Raw genomic sequence first — 18,423 nt, 5'->3', positions numbered from 1 at the left:
AAGATCGCGGTCCTCGGTCATAAGCTGCGGTTTTTTGGCGCACTATGACCGCGAACGGCGATCATGACGCCCTCGTGCGGGAGACGCGCCGTCGAACACGGCCATAAGTTCATGATCAACGGGGCGGCTGCGGCCATCGGCCGGCAGCACTTAGCATTGACGCTGGCCTATCCAGAAGACGGATCTCGATGTTCGCCTTCTAGATAGGCCAGCGTTTATGTAAAGCGGGTCGGGGCGCGAGTCGGGGCCGGGGCCGACGGTTGGCTCCTCGGCTCGACTCGGCTCCTCGGCTCGACTCGGCTCCTCGGCTCGACTCGGCTCGCTCAGCTCGGCTCGCTCAGCTCGGCTCGCTCGGCTCGCTCGGCTCGCTCGGCTTGCTCGGCTTGCTCGGCTTGCTCGGCTTGCTCGGCTTGCTCGGCTTGCTCGGCTTGCTCGGCTTGCTCGGCTTGCTCAGCTCGGGCTCGGCAGGGGCGGGTTGGGGTGGGGTGGTCAGGAGGGGGTGGCGGCGGGGAGGGCGGGGGCGTTGGCGGCGAGGAAGTCGGCCAGGGCCAGGGTGAGTGGGCTGGTGCCGCTGTCGAGCAGGGAGACGCCGTGGAAGGTGCCGGGGCCGTACGCCAGCTTCTTGGTGGTGGCGGGGGTGAGGTCGTACAGCTCCTTGGCCATGCGGGTGAAGCTGCCCTCACTGTCGCCCGCGCCGTAGAACACCGGCATGGTCAGTTTTGGGGCCGCGTCCAGGGCGTTGCCGCTGAAGACCGTGGGTGCCGATAGGGCGACCACCGCGGTCGGGGCCGGGTTCACCGTGGGTGCGGCGATCAGGGCGGCGGTGCCGCCCATCGAGGCGCCCATCAGCACGATCGACGTCGCGCCGTCGCCGCGCAGCACGTTGGCCGCTGCGGCGACCTGCTGGGCGTTGGTGGACGAACCGCCCGAGGAGACGCCGAAGCCGCCGAAGTCGAACAGCAGCACCCGGTAGCCGCGCTGGACCAGGACCAGGCCGTAGTCGAGCCACTGGCAGACGTCGCCGCCGTTCTGGTGGGCCATGACCACGCCGGTGCGGCCGGTGCCCAGGATGAACCCGCCCAGGTCGGCGCCGATGTCGGAGCCGAACCGGGTCTGGCGGGCGCCGTCGGGCAGGCCGCAGTCGGCGCCGGCGTTGAGGCCGGTGGGACTGGGTGCCGGTGCGGGGGCACCGGTGCAGGCGGTCAGTGCCAGTATCGCGGCGAGTGCGCCGAGCGCGGCCAGCCTGCGGGGTGTCGCCATCTCTCCTCCGTGGGGTGCGAAACGGTGGTGGGCAAGCGCCGGGAACGCTCCCACGCCATCCTAACCACCACATAGGACCCCGCCCCGGTCGCGCCGACCCCCGAACGCGGGCGCAGTTTCGGGGAAAGTGCTGGAATTACGGGCCGGATTCCAGCACTTTCCCCGAAACTGCACGAGTTCCCCGGAATCGCGCGCACGAGTTCCCCGGGACCGCGCGAACGAAATCCCCGGAACCGCGCGAACGAGCGGGGCGCCGGGCGGTGCGGTGGCGCGTAAGACGTCTCACCCGTCCACTAGGGTGTCGTACACACGTACGGCGACGGGAGTGACCACAGGTGCAGCAGCGGCGGGTGCTCGGCGTGGACCCGGGGCTGACCCGGTGCGGGGTCGGCGTGGTCGAGGGCGTCCCGGGCCGCCCCTGCACGATGGTCCACTACACGGTGGTCACCTCCGATCCCGATCTGGATCTGGCCGACCGGCTGCTGCACCTGGACACGAGCCTCGCGGAGCTGATCCGGATCCACCAGCCCGACAGCATCGCCGTCGAGCGGGTCTTCGCCCAGCACAACGTGCGCACGGTGATGGGCACCGCGCAGGCGGCGGCGGTGGCGGTGCTGGCGGCCGCGCGGGCCGGGCTGCCGGTGCGCACCTACACTCCCAGCGAGGTGAAAGCGGCCGTGACCGGCTCCGGTCAGGCCGACAAGAAGCAGGTCACCTCGATGGTCACCCGGCTGCTGCGGCTGGACGCCCCGCCCCGCCCGGCGGACGCCGCGGACGCGCTGGCGCTGGCCATCTGCCACATCTGGCGCGGTGGCACCCGCGACCGCCTGGGTGAGGCCATCCGCAAGGCGACGGCACGAGGAGAGGCACGATGATCGCGAGTGTGGCCGGGGTGGTGGCCGCGGTCGGCGCGGACACGGCCGTGGTGGAAGTCGGCGGGGTGGGCCTGAGCGTGCACTGCGCGCCCGGCACGCTGTCCTCGCTGCGGGTGGGCCAGCCTGCGCGGCTGGCCACCACGCTGGTGGTGCGGGAGGACTCGCTGACCCTGTTCGGGTTCGCCGAGGACGACGAGAAGCAACTGTTCGAGCTGCTGATGACCGCCACCGGGGTCGGGCCGCGGCTGGCGCAGGCGGCGCTGGCGGTGCACTCGCCCGACGTGCTGCGGGCGGCGATCGCGCACGGCGACATCGGCGTGCTCACGCGGGTGCCGGGCATCGGCAAGAAGGGCGCCGAGCGCCTGGTGCTGGAGCTGCGCGACAAGATCGGCCCGGTTTCGGCCGTACCGGTGCAGGGCGGCCGCCCGACGGCCTGGACCGAGCAGGTCCGCCAGGGCCTCATCGGCCTGGGCTGGAGTGCCGCGCAGGCCGAGCAGGCGGTGTCGGCGGTGGCCGAGACCATCGACGGGACCGTGCCGCCCGTGCCGGACCTGCTGCGGCAGGCCATCCGCATGCTGGGCAAGTCGCGATGACCGATTCGCTGGTCAGCGCGCTGGCCTCGCCGGAGGAGCGGGACGCCGAAGCCTCGGTGCGGCCCAAGCGGCTGGCCGAGTTCGTGGCCCAGGAGCGCGTGCGCGAGCAGCTGGAGGTCCTGCTGCACAGCGCGATGCGCCGGGGCACCCCGCCCGACCACATCCTGTTCTCCGGCTCGCCCGGCCTGGGCAAGACCACCCTGGCCATGATCGTGGCGGCCGAGCTGGGCGGCGCGCTGCGGATGACCTCGGGCCCGGCGATCGAGCGCTCGGGCGACCTGGCGGCCGTGCTCACCAGCCTCCAGGCCGGTGACGTGCTGTTCATCGACGAGATCCACCGCATCGCCAAGCCCGCCGAGGAGCTGCTCTACAGCGCGATGGAGGATTTCCGGGTCGACGTGATGGTCGGCAAGGGGCCCGGCGCCACCGCGATCCCGTTGGATCTGGAGCCGTTCACCCTGGTCGGCGCGACCACGCGGGCCGGTCTGCTGACCGGGCCGATGCGGGACCGGTTCGGTTTCGTCGGGCACATGGAGTTCTACACCTCGGCTGAGCTGGCGGTGCTGCTCCAGCGCTCGGCGCGCATCCTCGGGGTGGCCGCCACCACCGAGGGCATCGCCGAGATCGCGGGGCGCTCGCGCGGCACACCGCGGGTGGCCAACCGGCTGCTGCGCCGGGTGCGCGACTACGCCGAGCTGCGGGCCGACGGCGTGGTCACGGTGTCGGCCGCCCGCGCGGCGCTCAAGGTGTACGACGTCGACGCCGCCGGTCTGGACCGCCTGGACCGGGCGGTGCTCGTCGCACTGGTGGAACTGTTCGGCGGCGGGCCGGTCGGCCTGTCCACGCTGGCGGTCGCCGTGGGTGAGCAACCCGACACGGTGGAGGAGGTGGTGGAGCCGTTTCTGGTGCGTGCGGGCCTGTTGGCGCGTACGCCGCGGGGTCGTGTCGCCACCGCCGGTGCGTGGCGCCATCTAGGTAAAAATCCCCCTAATGGTACGTTCGGGGCAGGTACCACCGGGGTACCCGACCTGTTCTCCGCCGACAGTCAGCCGGACTCCTGACCCTCCGTGCCGGGTCGTGATCTTAACGTGATCCGCACCGCAAGTGTGCGATCGTCAGCACACCGACTAGACTTCGCGCGGTCCGAACGGACGACAGTCGCCACCGACGGCGCGCGATGCTGCGCCGCGGGGCCGTGTGGAAAGGTCACATCGTGAGTGATTCCTGGGCTGCGGGCCAGACGGGCGGGGGATACACTCCGCTTCTCATGATCGCGCTGCTCTTCGGTCTGATGTACTTCATGTTCATCCGGCCGCAGTCCAAGCGTCGCAAGGAAGCCGAGTCGATGCAGAAGGCGCTCGGCGCAGGCGACAAGATCGTCACGATCGGCGGCCTGTACGGCACGGTGGTGGCAGTCGACGACGAGAGCATCACGCTGGAGATTTCGCCTGGCGTCACCGCGCGCTACGCGCGCCAGGCCGTGGGTCGCGTGATCTCGGAGACGACCGCGCCGACCGACCACGTGGTGGACAACCCCGTGCAGGAAGACAAGTAAGGAAACCCCTGCACCACGGCCGCGTCCCGGCCGTGGTGTATCCCCATCCGTACCCATTCCCAGAAGGACTCGACAGCCGTGGCACCACCTCAGGGACAGATGCGCCCCGGGCGGCAACTCGCCTTGCTCGGCGCCATCTTCGTCATCCTCGCCAGCCTGGCCTGGTTCGGCGGTAAGGGCGGTTTCAGTGACCGCCTGGCCCCCCAGCTCGGACTCGACCTCGTCGGCGGCTCGCGGGTCACCTACAAGGCAGTGACGCAGGACGGGGCTCCGCCCAAGCCCGAAGAGCTCGAGCAGGCTCGCCAGATCATCCAGCAGCGCGTCGACGCCCGCGGCGTCGCCGAGGCGCAGGTCGTCACCGAAGGCAACGATCTCATCGTCGTCCAGGTGGCCAAGAAGGCCGAGGACGCGATCCGCGACGTCGGCCAGGCCTCGCAGCTGTTCTTCCGCAAGGTCATCAAGGTCACGGACGGCGGCGGCGCCGTGGCGCCGGCGGCGACCCCGTCGGCCGCGCCCTCCGCGTCGGCCTCGGCCAAGCCGTCGACCTCGGCCAAGCCGAGCGCGTCGGCCAGCGCCTCGCCGAAGGCCTCGGGTTCCGGCGGCGGTGCGGCCATGGCCAGCGCGTCGCCCAGCGCGTCGCCCGCCCCGAGCGCCAGCGCGTCGCCCGCGGCCACCCCGGCCGCCGACGACACCGACGTCCGGGTGACCCCCGAGCAGGTCCAGGCCAAGGTCGGCAAGGCCGCGTGGGACGCCGCCAAGGCGCTCACCGCGGTGCCGACCGACGCCGCCCAGATCGTGGCGCTCAAGCCGTTCGCCGACCTGACCCCGGCCGACGTCAACGCGCTCACCACCGAGATGCAGTTCTACGTGCCGCAGGTCAGCTGCGACAAGCTGAACAAGCGGATCACCGGTGCGATCGCCACCCCGGACAAGCAGGTCGTGGCCTGCCAGGGCCAGAGCAAGTACCTGCTGGACGTCGCGAAGGTCGCCGGCACCGACGTCGACACCGCGACCCCGCAGGTGGAGCAGGGCACCAGCCGCCGCGTGGTCGGCCTGACCTTCTCCGGCGCCGGCCAGGACAAGTGGACCAACCTCACCCGTGAGGCGTTCCAGAACACCGGTGACCCGAAGTGCGACGCCGGCGCGGTGGACGAGTCCGGCCGCTGCGCGGTCGCGGTGGTCCTCGACAACAAGATCCTGTCGGCGCCGTACATCCAGGGCGTGCTGACCGACCGGTCGCAGATCACCGGTGACTTCGACGCCAAGTCGGCCAAGGAGCTGGCCGACGGCATCACCTACGGCTCGCTGGCGATCTCCTTCAAGCAGCAGGCGACGCAGACCATCACGGCGACGCTGGGTGGCGAGCACCTGCAGGCGGGTCTGCTGGCGGCGGGCATCGGCCTGCTGCTGGTCATCATCTACTCGTTCTTCTACTACCGCCTGCTCGGCACGGTCATCACGCTGTCGCTGCTGCTGTCGGCGGTGCTGACGTTCCTGGCGCTGGTGGTGCTGGGCCGGACGATGGGCTTCACCCTGAGCCTGGCCGGTATAGCAGGTTTCATCGTGTCACTCGGTGTGGCGGCGGACTCGTTCGTCATCTACTTCGAGCGGCTCAAGGACGAGATCCGCGAGGGCCGGGCGCCGCGCAGCGCCGTCCAGCGCGCGTGGGTCCGCGCCCGCCGCACCATCCTCACCGCCAACGCGATCTCGCTGCTGGCAGCGGTGGTGCTGTACCTGGTCTCCACCGGCGCGGTGGCGGGCTTCGCCTTCGCGCTGGGTCTGGCGACCCTGATCGACCTGATCGTGGTGTTCCTCTTCCGGTACCCGATCATGGCGCTGTTCGCCCGCACCGACGCGTTCCTGTCCCCGCGCGTCAGCGGCCTCGGCCGCGTGCTGCACGAAGCCAAGGAGGCTAAGGCATGAGTGGTCTCGCATCCCGCCTCTACCGCGGTGAGGCCGGGCTTCAGATCGTCGAGCGGCGCAAGCTGTGGTTCGGCGTGGCCGGCGGCGTCGTGCTGCTGGCGATCCTCAGCCTGGTGCTGATCGGCTTCAAGCCGGGCATCGAGTTCTCGGGCGGCAACCAGTTCCAGGTGCCGGTGGCGGCGGGCTCGCTGGCCGACGTCGAGACGGCGATCGACAACGCGGTCAAGGACGCCGACCCGGGCGCCACGATGGTGCCCGCGCAGCAGATCGGCGACGCGGTCTACCTGATCCGCACGTCGGCGCTGGACGACGCCCAGACCAAGGCAGTCAAGGAGTCGGTGGCCAAGGCGCTCAACCTGGACGTCAAGTCGATCTCCGACGACCGGGTCAGCCCGCAGTGGGGTGAGCAGGTCACGCAGCAGGCGCTGCTGGGTCTGGGCATCTTCCTGCTGGTGGTCACCGCCTACCTGGTCATCCGGTTCGAGTGGCGGATGGCCGCGGCCGCGGTCGCCTCGCTCATCTTCGACCTGGTGGCCACCGCCGCGGTGTACTCCGTGGTCGGCTTCGAGGTCACGCCGTCGACCGTGATCGGCTTCCTCACCATCCTCGGTTTCGCCCTCTACGACGTCGTCGTCGTGTTCGACAAGGTGCAGGAGAACACCCGTGGCATCACGGGCTCCAGCACCTCGACGTACGCCGAGGCGGCGAACCTGGCGCTGAACCAGACCTTCATGCGGTCGATCAACACCTCGCTGGTGGCGCTGCTGCCGGTCGGCGGCCTGCTGTTCATCGGTGCCGGCCTGCTGGGCGCGGGCACGCTGAAGGACCTGGGCCTGGTGCTGTTCATCGGTATGGCGATGGCGGTCTACTCGTCGCTGTTCTTCGCCACCCCGGTGCTGGTCTGGCTGAAGGAGATGGACCCGGTCATCGCCAACCACACCCAGCGGGTGCGCGCCCGCCGGGCGTCGCTCGGCAAGACCGCGGCCGAGGTCGTCCCCGGCCAGCCCGTGGTCGCCGTCGGTGCCACCTCGGCGCCGAAGGCGGGTGCCAAGCCGGTCCGCCCGGCCGGTCGCCCGGCGACCAAGCGCCGCTAGGCGCACGTACCACACAGGCCCGGCACCCTCGAGGTGCCGGGCCTGTCCCGTTCCTGGGCTGGTTGCCGCTAGGGTGAGCGCGTGACCAACGATGTGCTGCAGGGCGACAGCGGTCCGGCCACCGCGGCGCGCGTCGCCGAACTGGTCGTCGACGTGCCCGACTTCCCCCAGGCGGGGGTCATGTTCAAGGACCTCACCCCGCTGTTCGCCGACGGGGCGGCCTTCCGCGAGCTGATCGACGTGATCGTCGGCCACTACGGCGAGGACACGTTCGACGTCGTGGTGGGGGTCGAGGCCCGCGGTTTCGTGGTCGCCGCCGCGGTGGCGTACGCGGCGGGCAAGGGCGTCGTCCCGGTCCGCAAGAAGGGCAAGCTGCCCAGACCGGCCCACTCGGCCTCATACGCGCTAGAATACGGCGAAGCCACCCTGGAGATCAGCGAGGAGGCGTTCGTCCCCGGGCAGCGGGTGCTGGTCGTCGACGACGTGCTGGCCACCGGCGGCACCGCCGAGGCCACCCTCGACCTGGTCGAACGGGCGGGTGGACAGCTCGCGGGCTTTCTCGTGCTGATCGAGCTCGGCTTCCTCAACGGCCGCGAAAGGCTGACCGGGCGGCCCGTTCACGCGCTGCTGCGGGTCTGAGCTGAGCTTGCGCGCCCGATCCCAGGTAGCATGGGCTATCCGAACCTCTTCTGAAGGAGCGGCCATTGTCTTCCGAAGTCGCCCCTGACGTGGCCGTGGCGGAGTCGGCGCAGGCCAGTGGCGGTGCCCCGGCCAAGGCGACGAAAGCGCCGGCCGGTGCTGCCAAGCCCGCGGCCAAGCCCGCCGCCGTCGAGCAGCCGGTCCAGACCGCGCCCGCCGAGGACGGCAGCGCGGCGCCCGAGGTGCGTGCCGCGCCGGGCACCAACCAGCTCGGCATGTTCAGCGCCGTCCCGTCGGGGCGGCGGGTGCGCGCGCGCCTGTCCCGCTTCAACGCGCCCTGGCAGTCGGCCAGCGTCAGCGAGGAGCTGGAGCCGCTGATCGCGGCCCACCGTGCCGCGCACCCCAAGGCCGACATCAAGGTGCTCCAGAAGGCGTACGAGACGGCCCGGCAGTGGCATGAGGGCCAGTTCCGCAAGTCGGGCGACCCGTACATCACGCATCCGCTGGCGGTGGCGAGCATCCTGGCCGACCTCGGCATGGACACCACCACGCTGGTGGCGGCGCTGCTGCACGACACCATCGAGGACACGCCCTACACGCTGGAGCAGGCCCGCGCCGACTTCGGCGACGAGGTCGCGCTGCTGGTCGACGGCGTCACCAAGCTCGACAAGGTCAAGCTCGGCGACTCGGCCAAGGCCGAGACGATCCGCAAGATGGTCGTCTCCACGGCCAAGGACCCGCGCGTGCTGGTCGTGAAGCTGGCCGACCGGCTGCACAACATGCGTACCCTCACGTTCCTGCCGCAGGCCAAGCGGGAGCAGAAGGCGCGCGAGACGCTGGAGATCCTGGCCCCGCTGGCGCACCGCCTCGGTATGAACACGGTCAAGTGGGAGCTGGAGGACCTGTCCTTCGCCACCCTGTTCCCGAAGCGGTTCAAGGAGATCCAGCGGCTGGTCTCCGACCACACCCCGCAGCGCGACAACCTGCTGCGGGCGGTCACCGAGCGGGTGCAGTCCGACCTGCGCGGCTCGAAGATCAACGCGAAGGTCACCGGGCGGCCCAAGCACCTGTACTCGATCTACCAGAAGATGATCGTGCGTGGGCGCGACTTCAACGAGATCTACGACCTGGTGGGCGTGCGCATCCTGGTCGACACCGTCCGCGACTGCTACGCGGCGCTCGGCGTGATCCACGCGGCCTGGCAACCGGTCCCCGGCCGGTTCAAGGACTACATCGCCATGCCGAAGATGAACTTCTACCAGTCGCTGCACACCACCGTCATCGGCCCCAACGGCAAGCCGGTGGAGATGCAGATCCGCACCCACGCCATGCACGGCACCGCCGAGTACGGCATCGCGGCGCACTGGAAGTACAAGGAGGGCGCCAAGAACGCGTCCACGACCGTGGCCGGCCCGTCCAGCCACATCGACGGCATGACCTGGCTGCGGCAGCTGCTGGACTGGCAGCGCGAGACGTCCGACCCGGGCGAGTTCCTCGACGCGCTGCGACACGACCTGTCCAGCCAGGAGGTCTTCGTCTTCACGCCCAAGGGCGAGGTCATCGCGCTGCCCAACGGCTCGACCCCGGTCGACTTCGCGTACGCGGTGCACACCGAGGTGGGCCATCGCTGCATCGGCGCCCGGGTCAACAGCAAGCTGGTGCCGCTGGAGTCGGTGCTGTCCAACGGCGACGTGGTGGAGATCTTCACCTCGAAGTCCGAATCCGCCGGCCCGACCCAGGACTGGCTGGGCTTCGTCAAGTCGTCCCGGGCCCGCACCAAGATCCGGCAGTACTTCAACAAGGAGCGCCGCGACGAGGCCATCGACGCGGGCAAGGACTCCCTGGCCCGCGCCATGCGCCGGCAGGGCCTGCCGCTGCAGCGCCTGCTGACCGCGGGGGGCCTGCTGGCCATCGCCCGTGAGCTGCACCTGAGCGACATCACCTCGCTCTACGCGGCTGTCGGCGAGGGCGTGGTGTCGGCCCAGTCGGTGGTGCAGCGCCTGGTCGCCGGATACGGCGGCGAGGAAGGCGCGATCGAGGACATCGCCGAGACCACGATGCCGACCCGGCCCAGCCGGTCCCGGGCACCCGGTCACGACCCGGGAGTCGAGGTCAAGGGCGTCTCCAACGTCTGGATCAAACTGGCCCGCTGCTGCACTCCGGTGCCCGGCGACGCGGTCTACGGGTTCATGACCCGCTCCGGCGGCATCTCGGTGCACCGGGAGGACTGCGTCAACACCCCGGACCTGCGGGCGCAGCCCGAGCGGGTCGTCGAGGTGACCTGGAAGCCCACCGCGGGCTCGATGTTCCTGGTCGCGATCCAGGTGGAGGCGCTGGACCGGCACAAGCTGCTGGCCGACATCACCAGGGCGCTGAGCGAGGAGCGGGTCAACATCCTGTCCGCGACGGTCACCACGACCCGCGACCGGATCGCCGTCAGCCGGTTCAGTTTCGAGATGGCCGACCCGAAGCACCTGGGCCACCTGCTCAACGCCGTACGCGGCGTCGAGGGCGTCATGGACGCCTACCGGGTGACCTCCGGAGCCTGAGCACCGACCACACGAGAACGGGGCGCCCGCGACCTGCGGGCCGCCCCGTTTCGTGTCAGTGGGTGAAGATGCTCACCCCACCCGGGCCGACCAGCAGGCCGACGACGATGAGGACGATGCCCCAGAGGATCTGGCGGCGCACCAGCGCGAAGATGCCGGCGACGACCAGGATGACGGCGAGGATCCACAGTAGGAATGCCATGTCCGCACCCTCCTTCGTCCCCATTCTAGGACGGATCGTCGCAGCTCAGGCCGGGTCTGACAGCGTGATCGAGGTGATCGCCACCGGCTGCTTGGGCTCGCCGTCCGCGGCGGCCTGGCCGTCGCGCACCGCCCCGGCCCGGCCGATCGCCTTCACCACGTCCAGCCCCTGGGTGATCACGCCCAGGACGGTGTAGTCCGGGCCGAGCTGGCTGGTGCCCCACACGATGAAGAACTGGCTGCCCACGCTGTCCGGCTGGCCGGTGTCGGCCATGGCCACGGTGCCGACCGGGTACGTCTCGGCGGCGCCGACGGGCAGGTTCTCGTCGCCGAACCGGTACGCCGGGCCGCCCATGCCGGTGCCGCTCGGATCGCCGCACTGGAGCACGCTGATGCCCTCGGTGGTGAGGCGGTGGCACTTGGTGCCGTCGAAGAACTTCTTCGACGCCAGGTAGGTCATGCTCGCCGCGGTGCAGGGCGCGGCGGCGGTGTTGACCTCGACCTTGACGACGCCGCGGTTGGTCGTGATGGTCATGGTCTGGCTGCCGCGCGCCGGGACCGTCACGGGCGGCGTGCCGACGTCGCGGACCATCTCGGACGGGGTCTCGGCCAGCCACCGGCAGCGGGCCGACCCGGCCGGTGCGGCCGTGGACTGCCCGGCGCCGGACGTGGCGGCGGGTGCGGCACCGGGGCCACCCGCCTCGTCGACCGAGTCGCGCAGCCGCAGCACCACCACGGCGGCCACGCCGACCAGGCACAGCAGCACCGCGACGGCGGCGGCGACGACGGTGACGATCAGCCCGGTGCTCGTGCCGCGGCGCTGCGGCGGCGGTGCGGTGAACTGGCTTGGTTCGGGGGTCCAGGGCGGAGTGGCCACGTCATCTCCTGTAACAGCGGGGGACCGCAGCCTAGCGCGGTGCCGCGACTCCGCGCCCGTGCGGCGGGCGTCCATTCCGGAATACAAGGAGGGGCGGGCCCGACCGGGCCCGCCCCTCACCTGAGGTGTCCTGCGTGGATCAGCTCGCGGCCGGCGTGACCGTCAGCGAGGTGATGATGACGTCCTTCTTCGGAGCGCCGTCGTTGGCGGCCTTGCCGTCCTTGACGGCACCGGCGGCACCGATCTTCTGGATCACGTCGAGGCCCTTGGTGACCTTGCCGAGCACGGTGTAGTTCGGGCCGAGCTGGCTGGTGTCGTACACGATGAAGAACTGGCTGCCGGTGCTGCCCGGCTGGCCGGTGTTGGCCATCGCGATGGTGCCGGGCGGGTACGCCGTCGTCGGGTCGGTGACGTTCGGCAGGTTCTCCTCGGCGAACTTGTACGTCGGGCCGCCGCTGCCGCTGGCGCTCGGGTCACCGCACTGGAGCACCTTGATGCCCTCGGTGGTGAGGCGGTGGCACTTGGTGTTGTCGAAGAACTTCTTCGACGCCAGGTACGTCATGCTCGTCGCGGTGCAGGGCGCCTTGGCGGTGGCCACCTCGACCTCGACCGTCCCCGTGTTCAGGGTGATGGTCATCTTCTGGGTGCCCTTGTCGGCGATGCCGGTGGTGGGCGGCGTGCCGACGTCCTTCAGGTTCGGGTTCGCCGCCTTGTCCTCCGCCGTCCAGGCGCACTGCTGGGCCACGGCCGACGGGGCGGGCGCCGCGGTGTTGGTGCTGCCCTTGTCGTCGCCCGACATGGCCGACACCGCCCACACGACGCCGCCGACGACGAGCAGCAGGGCCACCCCGGCACCGATGACGGCGTTGCGCTGCTTGCGCTTGCGCGCATCCTCCAGGCGCTCGCCCATCTGGCGCTCGAGCCGGGCGCGAGCCGCGGCACGCTGGCGCTGGATAGTGGAACTCACGCGTCTGTCCTCCTGGCTAAATGCTGATCAACTGGCGGCGGAAGCCGACGTGGTGGGCTTGGGGCTGCCGGCGGCGCTGGCCGACGGCAGCGGCGAGGGGGCGTCCGACGGCGCGGTGCTGTCGACCACGGTCAGCGTGGTGATGGCGACGTCCTTCTTCGGCTTGGTCTTCGACCCGTTGCCGTTGTCGATCGCGCCCTGCTCGGCGATGTTCTTGACCACGTCGAGGCCGTCGATGACCTCGCCGACGATCGAGTAGTTCTCGGTGGTCACCGAGTCCTGGTAGAAGATCAGGAACTGGCTGCCGGTGAGGGTCGGCTGCATCGCGATGGTGCCGGCCTTGTAGCGCACCGTCCCGGCCGCCGGGCTCGCCGACGCCGAGGCGCTGGCCGACGGAGCCGCGGACGGCGTGGCCGCCGGGGTCGCGGACGGCGTGGCCGCCGGCGCGGCCTCGGGCTGGTTCTCCGGGTACCAGCCGTACGCGGCGCCGCCGTTGCCCGACTGCGACTTGTCGCCGCAGCGCAGGGCGTACTGCTCGGCGCCACGGGTGATCTCGTGGCACTTGGTGGCGTTGAAGTAGCCGCTGTCGGCCAGGTACTTCAGGCTCGCCGCGGCGCAGGGCGCGGCGGTCCGGTCGAGCTTGGCGACCACGTTGCCCGTGCCGAAGGCGATGGTCATCGCGGAGGTGCCCGAGGTGGCCATCCCGTTGGCGGCCGGCAGCCCGACGTCGTTGAGCTGCGTGTTGGCCGCAGTGTCCAGCTTGTTCCAGCTGCACGTGTCGGCGACCGGGGTCTCGACGGGCTTGGGGTCGAAGACCCCGTAGCCCCACATGCCGAGAACCGCGATCACCACGATCGCGAGCAGACCGCCGAACACTGCCTTGAGCTGGCGCGAGCGGCGCGTGCTCTCGGCCCGGCGGGCGAGCTGCCGGTCGACCTTGGCACGGGCCAGCTTGCGCTGCCGGGTATTGCTCGAAGCCACCCGACTCCTCCTGTCACCGTTGACCGCGGCCAGCCGAAAGCTGCCGTGTCACCTTTATCACGTTAGGGGTGGTGTGTCGGTATCACGCGCCGTCGGGCCTGGGCCGCAACGATGCGCGTGGGCCGCGCCACACGTCCGAGCGAGTGTACGGGTAAACCCTGTGAAACGGTTATGCGCATCCGCCGAACATGACCGATCATCATCTCCATGGCGTGAGCAGCCGCGCGCCGCCCGCCCGGGTGTCCGGGACCGTGGCGTGCCGGCGCGCGCACTACGCTGGGCCTACCAGTGGAGAAGAGGGGGATTGTCGTCGTGCTTGTCGTGGGCTTTCCGGCACAGGCGTTCGGGACCAACTGCTACGTGGTCGCCCCCGCCGCCGGCGAGCATTGCGTCGTGATCGACCCCGGTATCGGTGTGGTCGACCGGCTCGACGAGGTCCTGGCCCAGCACCGGCTCCGGCCCGCCGCGGTGATGCTCACCCACGGCCACCTCGACCACACGTTCTCCGTCGCGCCCGTGTGCGGCGCGCGCGGGATCACCGCGTGGATCCACCCCGACGACCGCGAGCTGCTGGCCGATCCGGCCAAGGCGCTGTCGGTGGATCTGACCGCGATGTTCGGCGGGCGGCTGCCCTACGCCGAGCCCGACGACGTCGCCGAGCTCAAGGACGGCGCCGTCCTGTCGCTGGCGGGGCTGGAGATCACCGTCGACCATGCGCCGGGCCATACCGGCGGGTCGGTGATGTTCCGGCTGCCCGGCGCGGACGGCGAAGCCACCTGCTTCTCGGGTGACGTGCTGTTCCGCGACGGCATCGGCCGCACCGACCTGCCGGGCGGCAGCGACGCGCTGATGGCGGCGAGCCTGCGCGACAAGGTGCTGACGCTGGCCGACGAGACCGTCGTGCTGCCCGGCCACGGCCCTTCCACCACGATCGGCCGCGAGCGCGCGCACAACCCTTGGCTGCGCGGTCTGGGCACGCCCGGACCCCGTCGCGGCCTGTGACCCGGCGACCGCCCGGCCCCGCCGGCGGTCCCACCGAGACTTCATTCCTCAGCTTCCAGGAGCACATCCCATGAGCAAGATCATGCCGCTGTCCGGGTTTCCCGAATGGCTTCCCGCCCAGCGCATCGTCGAGCAGCGCTTCCTCGACCGCATCCAGCGCACCTTCGAGCTGTACGGCTTCGCCTCGCTGGAGACCCGGGCGGTCGAGCCGCTGGACCAGCTGCTGCGCAAGGGCGAGACCTCCAAGGAGGTGTACGTGCTGCGCCGCCTCCAGGCCGACCCGAACGACGCCTCCGACGCCAGCCTCGGCCTGCACTTCGACCTCACCGTGCCGTTCGCCCGCTTCGTGCTGGAGAACGCCGGCAAGCTGCACTTCCCGTTCCGCCGGTACCAGATCCAGAAGGTGTGGCGCGGCGAGCGCCCGGCGGCGGGCCGCTACCGCGAGTTCGTCCAGGCCGACATCGACATCGTCGACCGCGACACCCTGCCCGCGCACTACGAGGCCGAGCTGCCGCTGGTCATCGGCGACGCGCTGGCGGGCCTGCCGGTGCCGAAGGCGACCATCCTGGTCAACAACCGCAAGGTGCTCCAGGGCTTCTACACCGGCGCCGGGATCTCCGACGCCGAGGCCGTGATGCGTGTCCTGGACAAGCTCGACAAGATCGGCCCGGCCGGGGTGACCGCCGAGCTGGCCACCCTCGGCGTGGCCGAGTCGCAGGCCAAGCTGTGCCTGGCCCTGGCCGAGATCTCCACCGACGACGCGTCCTTCGTCGACGAGGTCCGCAAGCTCGGCGTCGCCGACCCGCTGCTCGACGAGGGCCTGGCCGAGCTCGCGATGGTCGTCGAGGCGGCCAACGAGCACTCGCCGGGCCTGTGCCGGGCCGAGCTGAAGATCGCCCGCGGCCTGGACTACTACACCGGCACCGTGTACGAGACGCAGCTGGCCGGGCTGGAGCGCTACGGCTCGCTGTGCTCGGGCGGCCGCTACGACAACCTGGCCGCCTCCGGCAACGACCGGTTCCCCGGCGTCGGGCTGTCGATCGGCGTGAGCCGCCTGCTCGGCGCGCTGTTCGGCGAGAACGCGGTGACCGCCAGCCGCTCGGTGCCCACCGTGGTGGTCGTCGCGGTGGCCGCCGAGGAGGACCGGCGCGCGGCCGACCGGATCGCGGCTGCGCTACGCTCGCGCGGCATCGCCACCGAGGTCTCGCCGAACGCGGCCAAGTTCGGCAAGCAGATCCGCTTCGCCGAGCGGCGCGGCATCCCGTACGTGTGGTTCCCCGGCCAGGACGGGGCCGGTGACACGGTGAAGGACATCCGCTCAGGCGATCAGGTGGAGGCGGCCGCCGGACAGTGGAATCCACCGAGTGCCGATCTGCACCCCGCGGTGGAAGGTACTTTTAATTAGTAAACTTTAGTAATAGTGTTGTGGCTCTCCATACCCGAACCGGGGGGCTGCACGCGCATGACCACGACCGATCACCGCACGTCCCCGGCGCCCGCCGTCTCCGCGCCGGGGACGCGTCGTCCGCTGCACGACCGTGGCCTCTTCCGGCTTGCCGACGCGGTCCTGCAGCCCGGGTTCGTGGGGACGACCCCGCCCGAGTGGCTGCGCCGCCGGCTCAACGACGGCCTCGGCGGCGTCGTCCTGTTCTCCCGCAACATCGTCGAGCCGGTGCAGCTCGCGGCGCTGACGGCCGCCCTGGTCGCCGAGAACCCCGACGTGGTCATCGCCGTCGACGAGGAGTCCGGTGACGTCACCCGCCTCGACGTGGCGACCGGCAGCCGCCGCCCCGGCAACCACGCGCTCGGCGCCGTCGACGACCCGGCGCTGACCGAGTCCGTCGCCGCCGACATCGGCGCCCAGCTCGCTGCTGCGGGCATCACCATGAACTACGCGCCCACCGCCGACGTCAACAACAACCCGAACAACCCCGTCATCGGTGTACGGTCGTTCGGCGCCGACCCGGCCCTGGTCGCCCGGCACACCGCCGCCTGGGTGCGCGGGCTGCAATCCACCGGCGTGGCCGCCTGTGCCAAGCACTTCCCCGGCCACGGCGACACCGGCGTCGACTCCCACCACGGGCTGCCGGTCATCGAGGTCGACGCCGCCCGGCTCGGGCTGGTCGAACTGCCGCCGTTCCGGGCCGCCATCGAGGCGGGCGTGCGCAGCATCATGACCGCGCACCTGCTCGTGCCCGCGCTCGACCAGCACCGCCCGGCCACCATGAGCCCGGCCGTGCTCGTCGAACTGCTCCGCGAGCAGCTCGGTTTCACCGGCCTCATCGTCACCGACGGCATCGAGATGGCCTCGGTCTCCGAGCGGTACGGCCTCGGCGGCGCCGCCGTGCTCGCCATCGCGGGCGGCGCCGACGCCATCTGCGTCGGCGGCGAGCGCTCCGACGAGGCCACCGTCGAGCTGCTGCGCAACGCCATCGTGGACGCCGTCGTCAGTGGCGACCTGCCCGAGGCCCGCCTGGTCGAGGCCGCCGAGCGGGTCGCCGCGTTCGCCGCCGACAGCGCCGCGCTGCGGGCCGCCCGCGCCGCCGCCGCCCAGCAGTGGGACGCCGCCAACCGGCCCGCCGTCGGCCTCGACGCCGCCCGCCGCGCCCTGCGCGTCACCGGCGCCCAGCGGCTGCCGCTGCCCGGACCGGCGCACGTCGTCGAGTTCGCCACCGCCACCAACCTCGCCATCGAGGCCAGCACCCCGTGGGGGGTCGGCGAGCCGCTGCGCGCGCTGCGCCCCGACACCACGGTGGTCCGCCTCGGCGAGGACAGCACGGTCGCGCAGGTGCTGTCCGGGCTCAACGGCGGCACCCCGGTGCTCGTGTGCCGCGACCCGCACCGCTTCCCGTGGCTGACCGACCTGCTGCACGGCGTGGTCGCGGCCCGGCCCGACACGGTCGTGGTGGAGATGGGCGTGCCGGCGGGGGAGCCGGTGGGCGGGACCCACGTGGCGACGTACGGCGCGGCGGCGGTGTGCGGCCAGGCCGCGGCGGAACTGCTGGCGGGCGACGGCCGCTGAGCCGTCGGACCGCATCGGTGCGGGGCCGGGCGGATCATCGCCCGGCCCCGCACCGTTTCGTCAGGCCGGGAGGCCGTACTTGCCGCGCAGCAGGTTCTGCACGTCGGTGCGCTCGGTGGCGTTCAGGGTGTACGCGTAGATGAGGATCTCGGCGATGTCGCCCTGGAGGAAGTAGGACGAGTAGTAGGCGCCGATGGAGGACAGCACCCACGGGCCGGACGAGCTCACGTTCGCGCTGGAGACGAAGGTGCTGTTGCGGTAGAAGCTCAGCGTGGACCCGTTGAAGTGCAGGCCCAGCACGTGCCACGAGCTGTTGGCCACCGGCGAGGACACCGCGGGGAAGCTGTTGCCGGTGCCGACGGTGAGCACCGAGCTGCCGTACTCCCAGCGCAGCTGGTTGTTCGGGTTGAGACCGCTCGGCCCCATGATCGGGCTGATGGACTGGCTCGTGTTGCTGTTGCGACCCACCACGAAGATGGAGAACTGCGTGGGGCTGGCCGGGTTGAGCAGGTTGAGCGACTGGCTGCCGTTGAAGTGGACCGCGGGCATGTTGTTGCCCAGTGCGCTGAGCACGTAGGTCGGCCGGCGGGCGGCGACCGTCATGGTCGCGTTGTGGCCGTTCGGGGTGTAGTCGTCCCACTGCGTGACGACGTTGCCGGACAGGTGGGCGCCGATGTCGGCGCGCAGCCACAGATGCGGGTTGGGCGGGTACAGCGGGTCGCCGGCGAGCGCGGCCGTCGGGGCGGCGGTCAGCAGCACGGCCGCGGCGGCCAGCGCGCTGAGCGCGGCGAGGAGTCTTCGCACAGTTCCTCCTGAGGCATCCGTCGTGGTTGACGGTTCCCTCATAAAACTATAAATTTCGATGTCTGAATATCCGTCCGAACG

Annotated in this window: 17 protein-coding genes; 11 read left to right on the top strand and 6 right to left on the bottom strand. The window is 71.0% G+C overall.

Annotation, left to right across the window (positions count from 1 at the left end; all coding sequences use genetic code 11):
- Positions 1-489: 489 nt before the first annotated feature.
- Entirely contained in the window at positions 490-1,260 is a 771-nt protein-coding gene (locus Cs7R123_RS29365; protein WP_212831195.1) for an alpha/beta fold hydrolase, read from the bottom strand.
- A 335-nt stretch (positions 1,261-1,595) separates the two neighbouring features.
- On the opposite strand from Cs7R123_RS29365, the gene ruvC reads away from it, so the two are divergent.
- The 8 genes from ruvC (at position 1,596) to Cs7R123_RS29325 (ending at position 10,488) form a co-directional block, all read left to right on the top strand.
- Positions 1,596-2,135: a crossover junction endodeoxyribonuclease RuvC gene (ruvC, locus tag Cs7R123_RS29360; RefSeq protein ID WP_212831194.1), complete on the top strand. Its 540-nt coding sequence runs from the start codon at positions 1,596-1,598 to the stop codon at positions 2,133-2,135.
- Positions 2,132-2,728 carry a Holliday junction branch migration protein RuvA gene (ruvA, locus tag Cs7R123_RS29355; protein WP_212831193.1) on the top strand — a complete coding sequence of 199 codons (597 nt, stop codon included), beginning with the start codon at positions 2,132-2,134 and terminating at the stop codon, positions 2,726-2,728. Before ruvC ends, ruvA begins: the two co-directional genes overlap by 4 nt.
- The gene (gene ruvB / locus Cs7R123_RS29350; protein ID WP_212831192.1) at positions 2,725-3,789 is read left to right on the top strand and encodes a Holliday junction branch migration DNA helicase RuvB; all 1,065 of its coding nucleotides are present in this window, start codon (positions 2,725-2,727) and stop codon (positions 3,787-3,789) included. Before ruvA ends, ruvB begins: the two co-directional genes overlap by 4 nt.
- A gap of 206 nt (positions 3,790-3,995) precedes the next feature.
- The gene (gene yajC, locus Cs7R123_RS29345; protein WP_212831191.1) at positions 3,996-4,283 is read left to right on the top strand and encodes a preprotein translocase subunit YajC; all 288 of its coding nucleotides are present in this window, start codon (positions 3,996-3,998) and stop codon (positions 4,281-4,283) included.
- A gap of 99 nt (positions 4,284-4,382) precedes the next feature.
- A complete protein-coding gene (gene secD, locus Cs7R123_RS29340) occupies positions 4,383-6,206 on the top strand; it encodes a protein translocase subunit SecD (protein WP_212834637.1) in 1,824 nt (607 codons plus the stop codon).
- Positions 6,203-7,300, top strand: coding sequence for a protein translocase subunit SecF (gene secF, locus Cs7R123_RS29335; RefSeq protein WP_212831190.1), 1,098 nt, complete (start codon positions 6,203-6,205; stop codon positions 7,298-7,300). Before secD ends, secF begins: the two co-directional genes overlap by 4 nt.
- A gap of 81 nt (positions 7,301-7,381) precedes the next feature.
- On the top strand, positions 7,382-7,939 hold the full coding sequence (locus Cs7R123_RS29330) for an adenine phosphoribosyltransferase (RefSeq protein WP_212831189.1): 558 nt from the start codon (positions 7,382-7,384) through the stop codon (positions 7,937-7,939).
- 275 nt (positions 7,940-8,214) lie between these two features.
- Positions 8,215-10,488, top strand: coding sequence for a bifunctional (p)ppGpp synthetase/guanosine-3',5'-bis(diphosphate) 3'-pyrophosphohydrolase (locus Cs7R123_RS29325; protein ID WP_244872481.1), 2,274 nt, complete (start codon positions 8,215-8,217; stop codon positions 10,486-10,488).
- Positions 10,489-10,543: 55 nt separating this feature from the next.
- On the opposite strand, the gene Cs7R123_RS29320 is transcribed toward Cs7R123_RS29325, so the two are convergent.
- The 4 genes from Cs7R123_RS29320 to Cs7R123_RS29305 form a co-directional block, all read right to left on the bottom strand.
- On the bottom strand, positions 10,544-10,690 hold the full coding sequence (locus Cs7R123_RS29320; protein ID WP_212831185.1) for a GPGG-motif small membrane protein: 147 nt from the start codon (positions 10,688-10,690) through the stop codon (positions 10,544-10,546).
- Between the two features lie 45 nt (positions 10,691-10,735).
- Positions 10,736-11,566, bottom strand: a complete 831-nt coding sequence (locus Cs7R123_RS29315) for a peptidylprolyl isomerase (protein ID WP_244872216.1) — start codon at positions 11,564-11,566, stop codon at positions 10,736-10,738.
- A 139-nt stretch (positions 11,567-11,705) separates the two neighbouring features.
- Entirely contained in the window at positions 11,706-12,533 is an 828-nt protein-coding gene (locus Cs7R123_RS29310) for a peptidylprolyl isomerase (RefSeq protein ID WP_244872215.1), read from the bottom strand.
- A gap of 27 nt (positions 12,534-12,560) precedes the next feature.
- Positions 12,561-13,514 carry a peptidylprolyl isomerase gene (locus Cs7R123_RS29305; protein WP_212831183.1) on the bottom strand — a complete coding sequence of 318 codons (954 nt, stop codon included), beginning with the start codon at positions 13,512-13,514 and terminating at the stop codon, positions 12,561-12,563.
- A gap of 312 nt (positions 13,515-13,826) precedes the next feature.
- On the opposite strand from Cs7R123_RS29305, the gene Cs7R123_RS29300 reads away from it, so the two are divergent.
- The 3 genes from Cs7R123_RS29300 (at position 13,827) to Cs7R123_RS29290 (ending at position 17,538) form a co-directional block, all read left to right on the top strand.
- A complete protein-coding gene (locus Cs7R123_RS29300) occupies positions 13,827-14,516 on the top strand; it encodes an MBL fold metallo-hydrolase (RefSeq protein ID WP_212831181.1) in 690 nt (229 codons plus the stop codon).
- A gap of 70 nt (positions 14,517-14,586) precedes the next feature.
- Complete coding sequence (gene hisS, locus Cs7R123_RS29295; RefSeq protein ID WP_212831179.1) at positions 14,587-15,921, top strand: histidine--tRNA ligase; 1,335 nt, start codon at positions 14,587-14,589, stop codon at positions 15,919-15,921.
- 57 nt (positions 15,922-15,978) lie between these two features.
- Positions 15,979-17,538, top strand: coding sequence for a glycoside hydrolase family 3 protein (locus tag Cs7R123_RS29290; protein WP_212831177.1), 1,560 nt, complete (start codon positions 15,979-15,981; stop codon positions 17,536-17,538).
- 60 nt (positions 17,539-17,598) lie between these two features.
- Here Cs7R123_RS29290 and Cs7R123_RS29285 read toward each other — a convergent pair whose 3' ends face one another.
- Positions 17,599-18,342 carry a LamG-like jellyroll fold domain-containing protein gene (locus Cs7R123_RS29285; RefSeq protein WP_212831176.1) on the bottom strand — a complete coding sequence of 248 codons (744 nt, stop codon included), beginning with the start codon at positions 18,340-18,342 and terminating at the stop codon, positions 17,599-17,601.
- Positions 18,343-18,423: the final 81 nt, after the last annotated feature.

This window comes from Catellatospora sp. TT07R-123 (genome assembly GCF_018327705.1).
Lineage (GTDB): Bacteria > Actinomycetota > Actinomycetes > Mycobacteriales > Micromonosporaceae > Catellatospora.
This window is presented reverse-complemented; position numbering and strand designations above follow the sequence as displayed.

Bases quoted from the DNA above. Each gene is read 5' to 3' on its own strand.
- Cs7R123_RS29365 (WP_212831195.1), bottom strand. From the start codon at position 1,260: ATGGCGACACCCCGCAGGCTGGCCGCGCTCGGCGCACTCGCCGCGATA.
- ruvA (WP_212831193.1), top strand. From the start codon at position 2,132: ATGATCGCGAGTGTGGCCGGGGTGGTGGCCGCGGTCGGCGCGGACACG.
- ruvB (WP_212831192.1), top strand. From the start codon at position 2,725: ATGACCGATTCGCTGGTCAGCGCGCTGGCCTCGCCGGAGGAGCGGGAC.
- yajC (WP_212831191.1), top strand. From the start codon at position 3,996: ATGATCGCGCTGCTCTTCGGTCTGATGTACTTCATGTTCATCCGGCCG.
- secD (WP_212834637.1), top strand. From the start codon at position 4,383: ATGCGCCCCGGGCGGCAACTCGCCTTGCTCGGCGCCATCTTCGTCATC.
- secF (WP_212831190.1), top strand. From the start codon at position 6,203: ATGAGTGGTCTCGCATCCCGCCTCTACCGCGGTGAGGCCGGGCTTCAG.
- Cs7R123_RS29325 (WP_244872481.1), top strand. From the start codon at position 8,215: ATGTTCAGCGCCGTCCCGTCGGGGCGGCGGGTGCGCGCGCGCCTGTCC.
- Cs7R123_RS29320 (WP_212831185.1), bottom strand. From the start codon at position 10,690: ATGGCATTCCTACTGTGGATCCTCGCCGTCATCCTGGTCGTCGCCGGC.
- hisS (WP_212831179.1), top strand. From the start codon at position 14,587: ATGAGCAAGATCATGCCGCTGTCCGGGTTTCCCGAATGGCTTCCCGCC.
- Cs7R123_RS29290 (WP_212831177.1), top strand. From the start codon at position 15,979: ATGACCACGACCGATCACCGCACGTCCCCGGCGCCCGCCGTCTCCGCG.